This window comes from Finegoldia sp. P2-F-LR, assembly GCF_052932265.1.
This window is the reverse complement of record NZ_JBRFJF010000005.1, coordinates 89,678-103,663: the sequence shown is the minus strand read 5'-3', so window position 1 is coordinate 103,663 and position 13,986 is coordinate 89,678. Positions and strand designations below refer to the sequence as shown.

11 protein-coding genes are annotated in these 13,986 nt (G+C 31.1%); 4 read left to right on the top strand and 7 right to left on the bottom strand.

From position 1 onward, the window contains the following. Positions 1-2 precede the first annotated feature (2 nt). From ACU68W_RS04480 to ACU68W_RS04470, 3 genes are all read right to left on the bottom strand, one after another. Positions 3-3,488, bottom strand: a complete 3,486-nt coding sequence (locus tag ACU68W_RS04480) for a DNA polymerase III subunit alpha (RefSeq protein ID WP_446756169.1) — start codon at positions 3,486-3,488, stop codon at positions 3-5. A 64-nt stretch (positions 3,489-3,552) separates the two neighbouring features. After that, entirely contained in the window at positions 3,553-4,470 is a 918-nt protein-coding gene (whiA, locus tag ACU68W_RS04475; protein WP_094207279.1) for a DNA-binding protein WhiA, read from the bottom strand. A 4-nt stretch (positions 4,471-4,474) separates the two neighbouring features. After that, positions 4,475-4,879 carry an NUDIX hydrolase gene (locus ACU68W_RS04470; protein ID WP_002836712.1) on the bottom strand — a complete coding sequence of 135 codons (405 nt, stop codon included), beginning with the start codon at positions 4,877-4,879 and terminating at the stop codon, positions 4,475-4,477. A 163-nt stretch (positions 4,880-5,042) separates the two neighbouring features. On the opposite strand from ACU68W_RS04470, the gene ACU68W_RS04465 reads away from it, so the two are divergent. The 4 genes from ACU68W_RS04465 (at position 5,043) to ACU68W_RS04450 (ending at position 8,950) form a co-directional block, all read left to right on the top strand. Beyond that, entirely contained in the window at positions 5,043-6,122 is a 1,080-nt protein-coding gene (locus tag ACU68W_RS04465; protein ID WP_446756168.1) for a 5-bromo-4-chloroindolyl phosphate hydrolysis family protein, read from the top strand. Then, positions 6,122-7,240, top strand: coding sequence for a toxic anion resistance protein (locus tag ACU68W_RS04460; RefSeq protein ID WP_446756167.1), 1,119 nt, complete (start codon positions 6,122-6,124; stop codon positions 7,238-7,240). Before ACU68W_RS04465 ends, ACU68W_RS04460 begins: the two co-directional genes overlap by 1 nt. 92 nt (positions 7,241-7,332) lie before the next feature. After that, positions 7,333-8,613: a DUF1576 domain-containing protein gene (locus tag ACU68W_RS04455; RefSeq protein ID WP_446756166.1), complete on the top strand. Its 1,281-nt coding sequence runs from the start codon at positions 7,333-7,335 to the stop codon at positions 8,611-8,613. Continuing rightward, positions 8,606-8,950, top strand: coding sequence for a hypothetical protein (locus ACU68W_RS04450; protein WP_094203810.1), 345 nt, complete (start codon positions 8,606-8,608; stop codon positions 8,948-8,950). The genes ACU68W_RS04455 and ACU68W_RS04450 overlap by 8 nt, the downstream gene beginning before the upstream one ends. A 286-nt stretch (positions 8,951-9,236) precedes the next feature. Here ACU68W_RS04450 and ACU68W_RS04445 read toward each other — a convergent pair whose 3' ends face one another. The 4 genes from ACU68W_RS04445 to ACU68W_RS04430 form a co-directional block, all read right to left on the bottom strand. Beyond that, a complete protein-coding gene (locus tag ACU68W_RS04445; RefSeq protein WP_094207286.1) occupies positions 9,237-10,172 on the bottom strand; it encodes an ABC transporter permease in 936 nt (311 codons plus the stop codon). Further along, positions 10,172-11,272, bottom strand: coding sequence for an ABC transporter permease (locus ACU68W_RS04440; RefSeq protein ID WP_094224846.1), 1,101 nt, complete (start codon positions 11,270-11,272; stop codon positions 10,172-10,174). The genes ACU68W_RS04445 and ACU68W_RS04440 overlap by 1 nt, the downstream gene beginning before the upstream one ends. Continuing rightward, positions 11,262-12,794: an ABC transporter ATP-binding protein gene (locus tag ACU68W_RS04435; RefSeq protein WP_446756165.1), complete on the bottom strand. Its 1,533-nt coding sequence runs from the start codon at positions 12,792-12,794 to the stop codon at positions 11,262-11,264. Before ACU68W_RS04435 ends, ACU68W_RS04440 begins: the two co-directional genes overlap by 11 nt. 65 nt (positions 12,795-12,859) lie before the next feature. Then, positions 12,860-13,936, bottom strand: coding sequence for a BMP family lipoprotein (locus tag ACU68W_RS04430; protein WP_446756164.1), 1,077 nt, complete (start codon positions 13,934-13,936; stop codon positions 12,860-12,862). Between the last annotated feature and the right edge of the window lie 50 nt (positions 13,937-13,986).

The following is a 13,986-nucleotide window of genomic DNA, read 5'->3' as shown; positions in this document are numbered from 1 at the left end:
CTCTATTTTAAAACTACATTTTCTCTTCCTAATAATGAAACTAATTGATCAATAGTATTATCTTCACAAGAAATTCTAAATTCATTTCCAAGCAAGTAGTTTTGTTTCTTTTCTTCAAAATATATATTTGATTGAGTATTTCCTTTGCTATTGAGTAGTACTGGTTTGACTTTATCCACGATATAACTTGGCATATTTTTTGTAATTCTTAAAAATAATTTTGGCTGTGTTTCATCTTGCTTTTCAACGTTTGGAATGGTTTTGATACTTTGAATGTTATCTACCAAAATTTTTGGATCTTCTCCTTCAATAATATTCAATCTTCCACTCACAATCAAAATTTCATCTTCATTTAAAATATCTGAATATTGTTCGTACTTTTGTGGAAAAACTATCAATTCCATAGTTCCATACAAATCTTCAAATTTAACAAATTCCATTATCTTTTGATTTTTGGTGAATTTTTTATTGATTAATTCAATTATTCCTACGACTTTAACTCTTTTCCCGTCGAAGTTTTTCTCATTGTAAGCATCATCTTCTAAGTCCCCTGTAGAAAAATTAGAATATTTCTCTATCATGTTCGAGTAAGTTCTTAAAGGATGGTCTGATAAATATATACCCAATACCTCTTTTTCCATTCTCAAAAGTTCTGATTTATCGAACTCTTCTCTTCTAGTAAAATCGTCTCGTTCATCTTCATCTTTAGACTCAAACATATCAAACAAATTTGATTGACCAGGTACGTTGTTTTTTAAACCGGATTGAACTGAGTCAATGATAGATTGATATTGAAGCATTAATGTCGCTCTTGTTTCTCCCAAAGATGTAAATGCTCCCGCTTTTATTAACGATTCAATCGATCTTTTATTTATAGCTGATTTATCTTTTGCATAAATTCTTTCCACAAAATCTCTAAAACTTTTGAATTTACCATTTTCATTTCTTGAAATAATTGTTTGCTCTATTAAATTCGTTCCTACATTTTTTATAGCTTTCAATCCATAAATTATAGAATTATCTTTCACATCAAATTTATCTAAGCTGTAATTGATATCTGGCGCCTCAATTTTTATGTCCAGTCTTCTTGCTTCTTCAATATACAACGAAAGTTGTGAAGTGTTTCCCATAACCGAAGATATAAGCGCTGCTAAGAATTCTACTGGATAATAATATTTTAACCAAGCCGTCCTCATTGCTACTAATGAATAAGCTGCAGAGTGAGATTTGTTGAATGCATACTTTGCAAAGTCTATCATCAAATCGTAGATTTTATTTGCAATATCCTCACCGACTCCTCTTCTAATAGCTCCTTCAATCAAAATATTTCCATCTTCATCTTCTTTTCCAAAGATAAATTCTTTCCTACCATCTTCCATAACTTTCATTTTTTTCTTACTCATAGCACGTCTCAAATTGTCAGCTTCGCCCAAGCTAAATCCTGCAATTTTTTGTACAATTTGCATAACTTGCTCTTGGTAAACAATCGTACCGTAAGTTGGTTTCAAAATATCTTCAAGTAACGGAGATAAATATTCAACATCTTTTTCATTGTGTTTATTGTGAATGTAAGTCGGAATTTCATTCATTGGACCAGGCCTAAACAAAGCATTTGCAGCAATTAAATCGTCAAATTTAGTTGGCTTTAATTCTTTTAAGAAATTTCTCATGCCTTGTGATTCAAATTGAAATATTCCCAGAGTTTGTGCAACTGTAAACATTGACAAAACTTTAGGATCATTTTCGTCCATATCTTCAAAACTTACATCTATATTTTTATTTTTTTTGATAAATTTCATGCAATCACTGATTACAGTTAAAGTTCTAAGGCCCAAAAAGTCCATCTTCAGCAATCCGAGCTCTTCAAGTTCTGTCATATTGAATTGTGTAATGACAGCATCTTTGTTAATTGCCAACGGAACATATTCCATGATTGGGAGCTTGGATATAACCACACCAGCTGCGTGAGTAGATGTGTGACGTGGCATTCCTTCAACTCTTCGTGCAACATCGACTAATTTTTTTACATCACGGTTTTCTTCGTAAGCTTTTCTAAATTCCGGAGAAATTTCAAGTGATTTGTCAATATTAATATTCAAAAGATTAGGAACTTTCTTAGCCGTGTCATCCACTGTTTTAAAATCCATAGCAAGAACTCTTCCAACATCTCTTATTGCATTTCTAGCTGCCATTGTTCCAAAAGTTACAATCTGAGCAACCTTATCTTCGCCGTACTTATTAACTACGTAATCTATTACTTCTTCTCTTCTTTCATAACAAAAATCTATATCAATATCTGGCATAGAAACACGTTCAGGATTCAAAAATCTTTCGAAAATTAAATTGTAATCTAGTGGATTGATATCTGTAATTTCTAAGCAATAACTTATAATACTTCCAGCTGCAGAACCACGTCCAGGTCCAACAGGAATTCCTTGTGATTTTGCAAATCTAATAAAATCCCATACGATTAAAAAATAATCGACATATCCCATCTTTTCAATTACAGATAGCTCATATTCGCATCTTTCTTTCGCTTCTTCTAATCTGTCATCATTTGAAAATCTTTTTTCTAGTCCGTCAAAAACAAGTTTTTTTAGATAGCTACTGTTTGTAAAGCCGTCAGGAATCGCAAAATAAGGTAGATGAAGATTACCGAATTCAAGTTCAACATTACACATTTCTGCAATTTTTTTCGTGTTTTCGATTGCTTCGGGATAATCTTTGAACAAATCTCTCATTTGTTCTTCACTTCTTAGAAAAAACTCCCCTGGAATGTAGCTCATTTTATTGTCTTCTTCGATTGTTTTGCCTGTTTGAAGGCAAATCAAAATATTGTGTATTTTATAATCTTCTTTTTCAATATAATGAACATCATTAGTACACACAAGTCTGATATCTAATTCCTTAGCGATTTTTGGAATATTTTCCATAACAACCATATCTTCTCGTGAAGAATGGTTTTGTAATTCTAAGTAAAAATCTTCTCCATAAATATCTTTTAGTTCCTTTGCAACATCTTTTGCCTTATCATATCCATATCTAATTAGAGATTCTTGTACTTCTCCTTTCAAACACGCAGACAAAGCAATGATTCCATCAGAATATTTTCTCAAAGTATCCTTATCCACTCTTGGTTTATAATAAAATCCTTCAACATATCCAAGTGACACAATTTTCATCAAATTAGAATAACCTATTTGATTTTTAGCCAAAAGAACTAAATGATTGTAGAATTTATTTTCTGGATTTTTAATTTTATGATCCTTATTAGTCGTGTAGATTTCACAACCAATAATAGGTTTTATGTTTCTTTTTTTGCATTCCTTATAAAACTTTACTGTTCCAAACATACTACCGTGATCAGTAATAGCGATGGATTTCATTTGCAATTCTTCAACTTTATCTAAAAGTTTTTCTATTGGAGAAAATCCATCTAGTAAACTGTATTCTGTATGAACATGTAAATGCGTAAACGTATCTATCATTTCAAACTCCTTTAGCCTTATTTTATAATAAGTTTGGTTATTTTAAAAGAAAAATTGCTGACAATTATAAATCATCAGCAATTTTTTTAAGTTTATTAAGTCTGTAACTAACTCCAGATTTTGAAATCTTAGGAGTCATCATTTCTCCTAATTCTTTTAATGAAACATCTGGATTTTCTATTCTGGCATAAGCTAATTCCAACAATAGTGGATCTAGCGATTCAAGACCTATCGTGTTTTCAATTTTTTCTATTATAAGCTTTTGTTTCAAAGCAGCATCAACCGTTTTATTCAAATTTGCTGTTTCAAAATTAAACCTTCTGTTGACATTATTTTTTATATCTTTGAATGCTCTGATATTTTCAAGTTTTAAAACACTATTATATGCTTTAGCCAAACTCAAAAAATCAGAAATTGCTTCAGCTTCTTTGATATACAAAACATAATTTTCACTTCTCTCAAAAATAGAAGATTTTATTCCAAAACCTTGAAGTAAATCTTTTACTTGATTACCAACATTTTCTTGCTTGAAAATCATCTCTAAATGATACATTTTTGATGGGTCATAACAAAAACCCGTACCCAAAAAAGCGCCTTGTAGGAAACTAATTTTCTTGATATTAGAATCAATTAATTCTTCATCAATTCCCAAATCAAAGTCAAAAGGGCTAGTTGAAGTGTGCGTATCTTCACAAAATTGTTTTGATATCTTATCATCAATCAATATTTCGTAGATATTTTTCTTACGAAGATTATTGTTGTGAATAACTTTCATATCACATTCATAATTGTAATGTTTTTTTAAATTAGAAAAGATCAATCTTGCAACTGGATTACTTTCTGTTTTTAATGTAATCTTTACACCTAATGAATTATAATTTAAAGTTCCTATTGTTTTAGTAAAAGCTGATAGCATTGCCAAAACATCATAGTCATCAAGATTACTTATTATTTCAGTTTTAATATCAGATGAAAAGCTCATATCTTTACCTTTTTTCTATAAACGATTTAGCTGTTTTTATCATATTTTTTTCTGCGCTGTGACGCACATATCTTAAAGCTTTGTCGAGATTCATAAAATCTCCTTCTGCAAAGCCTTCTTCTCTTTGTGGGATAATATTATTATCTTTCGTTACCATATAAAAATAGTGAACTGTTTTAAGAACTTTCGTGCCATCCATATGTCTGTATTTATATTTTACATATCCAATATACTTAACAATCTCAGCTCTTAGTCCCGATTCTTCAAAAACTTCTCTAATTGCAGTTTCTTCTAAGCTTTCTCCTTTCTCTACCCTACCTTTAGGAAGAACCCATTCACCACGGAACTTTTTAAGCACAGCAACATTACCATTATTGATAACAACCCCACCTGCACTTATTTCTTCCATATATCCTCCTGTATTTTATTTTGAAAATCTAATACTATTATAAACTGAATTGAAAATATTTAAAAGTCAAAGCAAAATTTAAAAAATAATTTGAATTTTTGTAAAATAAATTCATTTAATTTCAACTACTATATATGATACAATAGTAATAGGAAGGTGTGAAATGAAGAAGAACAAATTAGAAGAATATATAGATAACGCTATAAGCGACAATGATTTTTCGAAAGTTGGTGAAATAATAGAAAAATCTATTGATATGGCGTTAGATTTATCAAAAAACGGTTTAAATGTAGTTATGAACACATTTAATCTAAAACCTAAACCGAAACAACAATATCTGGCAAACAAAGACTCTAAATTAGTAACTCAAAAAAAGATTAATCCAAAAAGTTATTTTGCACTAAGAAATATTAGTTATGCTATAGGCGCTATGACTTTATTTGGCTCTGTCTCATCGTTGACCCATAGTTTACCCGATCTGTTTTCTGGTATTATGGTAAGCTTAGCTTTTGGTGTTGTGGGATTTTTGTCACATATTCACGCATCAAAATTACAACGATTTTTAAGATACAAAACAGAAATTGGAGACAATAAAATTTTAAGCGTAGAAGATTTTGCATCGGCTGTTAATCTTCCTGTTGAAAAATGTAGTAAGGAACTAATTTATTTCATAAACAAAAGATACTTCCCTCAAGCTCGTGTTGTGGAAAACGGTCATTTGTTTTTATTGGACAGGACAAGCTACGATGCATACAAAGCTCATTACTTAGATGAAAGCAAATCAGAAGAAAACCAAAAAGAGATTGAATCTAACAGAGATATTACTAATTATATTACGATAACTGAAAATTTAATCACATCTGTAAAGGATTTTGATTTCAAACAAGATGTCATTAAATTAAAGGATTTGTTAGTGTCGATAAATAATCAAATTCAAAACGAAAATTCTGATGTCAATGGGCTTAATAAATTCGTTGATTATTACACTCCAACTGCTATAAATTTGGTGAAAAATTATATTCAATTTGAAAATGAAAAGAATGATATATTAAGCGTAGAAAAATCAAAAAATGATATTAAAAATGCTATTCAAAATATCAATAAAGCTTTTTCAAAGCTTTTAACAGATTTGTACAGCGATGATATTTTGAATATTAACTCGGAAATCGAAGTTATGAATACTTTGTTGTCACAAGATGGATTGATTGAGAAAAATACTATGTTTAAGAGAGGTGCTGAATAATGGAAGATAAACCTATAAAATTGACTTTAGATGTAGAAGAACCTACGCTTGATGAAGTAAAAGAAGATGAAGTTTTTTACCCTGAATTTGAACAAAAAGTTAACCTTACTCCTGAAGAGCAAAAAACAGTTGATGAATTTGTTAAACAAATTGATTTATCTAATTCCAACATAGTTTTACAATACGGAGTTGGAGCACAAAAGAAAATCGCTAGTTTCTCTGAAAAAACATTAAATTCAGTAAAGACAAAAGATTTGGGAGAAGTTGGTAATCTTTTATCTTCCGTAGTTACGGAATTAAAATCATTTGACGAAACTGAAGATAAAGGTGTGTTTGGATTTTTCAAAAAAGGCGCCAATAAAATTACTGCATTGAGAGCAAACTACGAAAAAGCAGAGAAGAATGTAGATGAAATTTCAAAAATTTTGGAAAATCATCAAATTACTTTGATGAAAGATATTTCATTATTAGACCAAATGTACAAGCTAAACGAACAATACTTCAAGGAATTGAGTATGTACATTCTTGCTGGGCAAAAGAAATTAGATCAAGTAAGAAATGAAGAACTTCCGAATATGCTTAAAGAAGCTGAAAATTCTCCTAACTCAATCACTGCACAAAAAGCAAATGATTTGAGAGATTTAGCTACCAGATTTGAAAAGAAACTTCACGATCTTGAACTTACAAGAATGGTAAGTTTACAAATGGCTCCACAAATAAGAATGGTTCAATCTTCAAATGCTGTCATGGTTGAAAAAATTCAATCCACAATAGTCAATACAATTCCAATTTGGAAAAACCAAATGGTTTTATCATTAGGCGTTTACCATAACTCTCAAGCTGCAGAAGCTCAAAAGAAAGTTTCTGATTTGACCAATGATTTGTTGCGTAAAAATGCTGACACATTGAAGATGAGTACTATAGAAACTGCAAAAGCAACCGAAAGAGGAATTGTTGATGTCGAAACAATTAGACACACTAATGAGCAACTTATCAGTGCATTAGATGAAGTGCGCAATATTCAAATAGAAGGTCATGAAAATAGAATAAAAGCAAAACAAGAATTAATGGCAATGGAACAAGAATTAAAAAACAGACTGTTAAATAAACCTAATTAATTTTTATGGGGTGATATTTTAATATCGCTCCTTTTTTGTTGAAATTTATACTTCTTTATAATAAAATATACTAAATTATAAATGGAGGTCTTATGAAAGATAAAAAAAAAGTTTTTCACTCAATGGGAATTTATAAACTTCTTTACACATTAGCTGGATTACTGATGGTAGTGGCGTTTTTATTTAATTCTCCGACAGAAATTTTTAACGGTTTGATAACTATAATTAAAAGTCCCTGTACTTTAATTACTGATTATATGTATTTAGCAAATATTGGAGCAGCATTTTTTAATGCTGGCTTGATTTGTCTATTATCAACTATTTTATCACATAGTTTTAATGTTGTTATTTCTGGTCCAGGAGTTGCAGCTGTTTTCACTATGACTGGATTTGCTTTTTTTGGCAAAAATATTTTCAACACAATTCCAATAACTATTGGAGTGTTAATTTATGCAAAAATAGAAAATACATCAAGAGCATCTGTAATACTTCCAGCGTTATTTGGTAGTGCATTAGGCCCTCTAATTAGTGAAATAGCATTTGACTCAAATTTATCTATTGTACATTCAATTATATTAAGTTATTTAGTTGGAATAAGTATAGGAATTATTATGGTTCCTTTATCCGGAACTTTTTTGAGATTTCATCAAGGTTATAACTTATACAACATGGGATTTACAGCAGGAATTGTTGGAATGCTCTATGTAGGAATTTTAAGAATGTTTAATGTGACTATAAAATCTGTGAACTTAGTATATCCAGTTAATGATATAAGAATAATAATATTTTTGTATTTGCTTTTTATTTCCATATTTTTGTTAGGATTTATAAAGAACAATTTATCCTTCCATGGATATGAAAATATAATGTACAATTCGGGTAGATTGGCGACGGATTTTATATCGCTTGATGGTTTATACCAAACGATGATTAATATGGGCATTATGGGACTAATTGCGACAAGCTACATCATAATTGTAGGTGGCAAGATAAGTGGACCAATAATAGGAGGAATTTTTACTGTAACAGGTTTTTCTGCATTTGGTAAACACCCTAAAAACACTATCCCTATTTTAATTGGTGTATTCTTAGCATCTATTCTAAATACAGTTAATCCTCTATCTACATCAAGCCTTTTAGCTGCTTTATTTGGAACGACTCTTGCTCCAATTGCTGGTGAGTTTGGATTTTTCAGAGGTGTTTTAGCTGGATTTTTGCACATGGCCATGGTTTTAAATATAGGAGTTGTTCACGGCGGAGTTAATTTGTACAATAATGGTTTTTCAGGTGGATTTGTCGCCGGAATTTTAGTTCCAGTATTTAGTGAAATGGATAATTTTTTAATGAGAGTGAGGTTAAAAAACGATGATTAGTAACGAAGAGAAAAAAGCAAAATTAATCGTGTCAGAAATTTTAAGTTATTTTTTCATGTACGACACAAAAAGTATAAGAATTGATTCGGAATTCAAAGACGATAAATTAATAATTATTGCCGAAGGAATGCCAACAAAAACACCACAACATCTTGAAGATATGAAAAGACTTATAAATGTAAGCAGATCTCCTCAAATTGAAGATTATTATGCAAATTTATTGGGATGGGAATCAGATTATAACGATATAAATCTTCTTGGCTCAATGGTTGACTCTGGAATAATTTCTTATGATGGAAAAATATTGAGCTTTTATGTAGAGCGTAATTTAATTTAGTGGAAATTTAAAAGGTAGTGTGAATTTCACACTACCTTTTATATTGCTTTCCTTTTACATAAAGTAAACAAACCCTCATACACGAATATCTAGACTACAAAAATTGTTGATTTCTAAATTTCAAAATCCTAAAATCGCAAACTCGCTAAGCGCTCAAACAATGCGATTTTAAACGGATTATTCAAGTTGAAATCAAATCAATTTTTTTCGTATGATATTCTAAGTATGAGGGTTTATAACTTTAAAAGATTTCATTTACTAGAATTCAATCACTTTAATTGCTCTATTAAAGTGCTATATCATCTTTCAAATAAGGAATTCCATCTGCTGTAGGCGCTTTTGTTTTTCCACCAAATAGTATCAATACAACTAATGTTGCAACATAAGGAATCATTGATATTAATTCTGATGGTATTGGTAGATTTGTTCCTCCCAACACAACAGATATTGATTGAGCGAATCCGAAGAATAGAGCTGCTAACATAACACCTTGTGGAGTCCATTTTCCGAATATTACTGTAACCAAAGCTATAAAACCTTGTCCAGCAACTAATGCAGGGAAGAATGAAGATACAAGTGAAATAGACATTGTAGCTCCACCTAAACCAGCCATAAATCCTGAGAACAAAACTGCCATGTATCTAACGAAAAATACATTTATGTTCAAAGTTTCTGCTGCTTTCGGATGCTCACCAACTGCAATCAATCTCATTCCCCATTTTGTTTTGTACATAAATATATAAATCAAACATACTAATACAAATACCAAATATACTGTAGCAGGTAATGAAATTACGTTAGCCAAGAATTTGTTTTGAATCCCATCAAATAATACTGGAATTTTGAATTGTGGTTCAATTGGTTTCGTTTGAGTTGCTCCATCGAAGAATATTCTAGAAACAAATAAAGCAACACCAGGTCCTAAATAATTTATAGCTATTGCAGAAATAGTTTGATCTCCTGCAAATGTGATGGATACAACTGCGTGAATTAATGCAAATACCATTCCACTTAGTCCACCACACAAAAATGCTAACCAAGGATTGTGAGTGTAGTATCCTACAGTTGCTGCAATTAATGCACCAATTGTCATCATCCCTTCAAGTCCGATGTTTGTAACTCCTGATTTTTCAGAAATCATACCACCTAATCCAGCGTATAAAATAGGAGTCGCATTGATTAATGTATTACCTATTACTAATCCTAAAAGTACTAAGTTCATTATTTGCCTCCTTTATTTTTAAATCTAGATTTTATTATTCTGAACATCAATGGAATTGCTGTGAACAAAATAATTGTTCCCATTATTATATTAATCATTTCGGTTGGCGCATGCAAAACTCTTTGTACGTTGGCACCGCTGTATTTCAATCCACCAAAAAATAATCCAGAGAAAATACAACCTATTGGGTTATTATTTGCAAGTAAACTTACTGCAAGTCCATCAAATCCAAAGTTTTCCATACTAGATAATGCAGAAATTGTGTATCTGTATCCTAAAACTTGAGTGATTCCACCAAGTGAACACACTGCCCCACTTATAGCCATTGATAATGTCATTTTTTTATTGACGTCAATTCCACCGTATTTTGCTGCATCTGGGTTAAGGCCTACAGCTTTTAATTCATATCCTAAGTTTGTTTTCTTCAAAATATACCATAACAAAATTGCTGCTACAATTGCTAGAATCAAGCCCAAGTGAATTGGAGCTTTGAAGAAGTTATCAATGGCTTTCGGAAGTCCTTTTACATTTTGCATCAATGTAATTTTCGCAGTTTCTTGAACTTCGTGAGTTCCCATAGAGTTCGGTGCTTTGAATTTTGGATAATTCGCAACCATATTGTTAAAGTAAAAAGCTATCCAGTTAAGCATTATTGTTGAGATAACTTCATGTATTCCAAATTTTGCTTTCAAAAATCCAGCTAGTGCTCCAAAAGCTGCCCCAGCTAACATTCCCACAATTATTACTACAGGTACATGAATAAATGCTGGTAAGTGAAGATTATATCCCAATAAAAATGCTACCATTGTTCCAACAATGTATTGACCTTCTGCCCCGATATTGAATAAACCTGTTTTAAAAGCAAATGCAACGCCAAGTCCAGTAAATATAATTGGAATAGCATTTACAATTGTCCAACCAACATTCTTCGGTCTTTTAAATATTCCTTCAAGCATTAGCTTATATGCTTCTAAAGGACTATAACCTGCTAATACTAAAGCCAAGGCTCCAACTAATAAACCTATAACGATAGATAAAAGCATGAAGAATAGCTTGTTGTACTTTGTGAATATTGAAATTTGTTCATTGTTATTTTTCATCAACAACACCCCCAGCCATTAATCTACCAAGTTCCATTTCATTAGTTTCTTTTGCTGGTTTTTCTCCAACGATTTTGCCATCAAATATAACTGCTATATTATCTGATAAATCCATTATTTCATCTAATTCAAATGAAACTAACAATACTGCTTTGTTTTTGTTTCTTTGATCTACTAAATATTTGTGAATAAATTCTATTGCCCCAACATCCAATCCTCTGGTTGGTTGAGCAGCTATTAACAAATCAGGATTGTTGGAAATTTCTCTTGCGATAATTACCTTTTGTTGATTACCTCCTGACAAATTCTTTGTTTTTTGATGATAATCATTAGGTCTGATATCGAATTTTTCGATTAATTGTTTTGCATTGTTGTTTATAGCATCAAAATCTAGCTTTAATCCTTTGCTAAAAGGTTTCTTTTTAACATTTTCCAAAATTAGATTGTCGGCTATAGAATAATCCAATATAAGTCCGTGTTTTTGTCTATCTTCTGGAATAGTATTCATTCCTGAATCTATAATATCTCTTGGAGAATGATTTGTAATTTCTTTTCCTTTTAATGTAACCCTTCCAGATTCTATTTTTCTAAGACCAGTAATTGCCTCAATCAACTCCGATTGGCCATTGCCATCTACGCCTGCAACGCCAACAATTTCTCCTCTCCTTACTTGAAGATTCAAATTCTTTACAGCATCAATATTTCTGGAATCTTTTACAACCAAATCCTTAATATCTAATACAACTTCGCCTGGCTCTTGGTCTTGTTTTTCAACATTAAATCTTACATCACGACCAACCATTTTTTCTGCTAAAATATTTTCATCGATTTCTTTGACGTTTAATTTATCGATAAATTTTCCACGTCTAATAACCGTACAATAATCTGCCATTGCTTTAATTTCAGATAATTTATGTGTAATTATTATTATTGATTTTCCTAATTCTGTAAGATTTTTTACAATTTTTATAAAATCATCTATTTCTTGTGGAGTTAAAACTGCTGTTGGTTCATCAAATATCAAAATATCCGCTCCACGATATAAACATTTTAAGATTTCAACTCTTTGTTGCATTCCTACTGAAATATCAGAAACTTTCGCTTCTGGATCAATCATCAAACCGTATTTTTCAGACAATTCTTTTACTGTATCTATTGATTTTTTATTATCCAGAATTCCGTTTTTACTCGTTATTTCTTTTCCTAAAACAATATTTTGATAAACAGTAAATGGTTCTATAAGCATAAAGTGTTGATGCACCATTCCGATACCCGTTTGTATTGCTAACTTAGGAGTCATTTGATCAAAAGTTTTTCCTTTTACTGTAATGCTTCCAGATGTAGGTTCATACAACCCATAAAGTATATTCATTAGAGTTGTCTTCCCAGCTCCGTTTTCACCTAACAAAGCATGAACCTCTCCTTTATGGAGCGTGAAATTTACATTATCAAGTACTTTATTGCTGCCAAAAGATTTTGATATGTCTTTTAAATCTACAACAATGTTTTTTTCATCGTTCATGTTTTTCCCTTTCATCTTTAAAAACAGTTATAAAAACAGGGATTTTTCAATCCCTGTTCTCAACCTTATTTATCAAATCCGAATTCTGTAAATTCTTTTTCGTTTTGTGGAACTTTGATTTTTCCTTCTTTGATATCATTCTTTAAGCTTTCAACTTTGTCTTTAACATCTTGTGCTACCAAATCGTTGTTAGCATAAGCAATGTCTACAGCATCTCCATCTTTTAATGAATAAGTTACTGTGCTTCCACCTTCAAACTTACCATCTTTAAGATCTTTTGAGATTTTTTGAACAGCAACGTTAACGCCTTTTACTGTAGAAACTAACATGTTTTTCGGAGCATCAGCTGATTGATCCCTGTCAACTCCTATAACGTATTTGTTATTGTCGATAGCAGCTTGAATAACACCATAACCTGTACCACCTGCTGCATGGAATATAACATCTACGCCTTTTTGATACATTAAGTTAGCGATTGATTTACCTTTATCTGGTGCAGCATAACTATCTGCATATTGTGATTGGAATTCAATTGGTTGTTTCTTTTGTCTTTCAGCTTCTTTAACTCCGGCTTTGAATCCGTATTCAAATCTGTCGATTACATCACTCTTCATACCACCAACAAAACCAACTTTGTTTGTTTTAGTAGTCATACCAGCAATGTATCCAACTAAGAATGAGTTTTCGTTATCTGCGAATAAAACCCCAATCATGTTTGGTCTTTTTTCTACGTTTGCATTGTCGATTATTGCGTATTTTTGGTCAGTGTTTTCTTTAGCTGCACCATCTGTTGCTTTAAACAATGCATAGCCAATTGTAAATATTACATCACTTTCATCATCCAAAGCAGTTTCCATATTTGGAGCATATTCTGCTTCTTTGTGTGATTCGATATATCTGTAATCCAACCATCCTTCTTTTTTTGCATTTTCAAATCCTTCATATGCAGATTGGTTGAAAGATTTATCGTTAATTCCACCTTGGTCAGTAACCATAGTTACTTTTACTTTTTCTTTCTTTTCATTTGTATCTGATGATTTTCCATTATCAGATGAATCTTTGCCAGCACCACCACATGCAGTAGCAAAAACCATGCTTAAACAAAGAAATAAAGCAATTATTTTTTTGTAAACTTTTGACATAATGTCCTCCTTAAATTTTTGTAATAACATTTGCTTACAATTAAAAAACT

Coding starts and splice junctions, on each gene's coding strand:
- ACU68W_RS04480 (WP_446756169.1), bottom strand. CDS start 3,488: ATGATAGATACGTTTACGCATTTACATGTTCATACAGAATACAGTTTA.
- whiA (WP_094207279.1), bottom strand. CDS start 4,470: ATGAGCTTTTCATCTGATATTAAAACTGAAATAATAAGTAATCTTGAT.
- ACU68W_RS04470 (WP_002836712.1), bottom strand. CDS start 4,879: ATGGAAGAAATAAGTGCAGGTGGGGTTGTTATCAATAATGGTAATGTT.
- ACU68W_RS04465 (WP_446756168.1), top strand. CDS start 5,043: ATGAAGAAGAACAAATTAGAAGAATATATAGATAACGCTATAAGCGAC.
- ACU68W_RS04460 (WP_446756167.1), top strand. CDS start 6,122: ATGGAAGATAAACCTATAAAATTGACTTTAGATGTAGAAGAACCTACG.
- ACU68W_RS04455 (WP_446756166.1), top strand. CDS start 7,333: ATGAAAGATAAAAAAAAAGTTTTTCACTCAATGGGAATTTATAAACTT.
- ACU68W_RS04450 (WP_094203810.1), top strand. CDS start 8,606: ATGATTAGTAACGAAGAGAAAAAAGCAAAATTAATCGTGTCAGAAATT.
- ACU68W_RS04445 (WP_094207286.1), bottom strand. CDS start 10,172: ATGAACTTAGTACTTTTAGGATTAGTAATAGGTAATACATTAATCAAT.
- ACU68W_RS04440 (WP_094224846.1), bottom strand. CDS start 11,272: ATGAAAAATAACAATGAACAAATTTCAATATTCACAAAGTACAACAAG.
- ACU68W_RS04435 (WP_446756165.1), bottom strand. CDS start 12,794: ATGAACGATGAAAAAAACATTGTTGTAGATTTAAAAGACATATCAAAA.
- ACU68W_RS04430 (WP_446756164.1), bottom strand. CDS start 13,936: ATGTCAAAAGTTTACAAAAAAATAATTGCTTTATTTCTTTGTTTAAGC.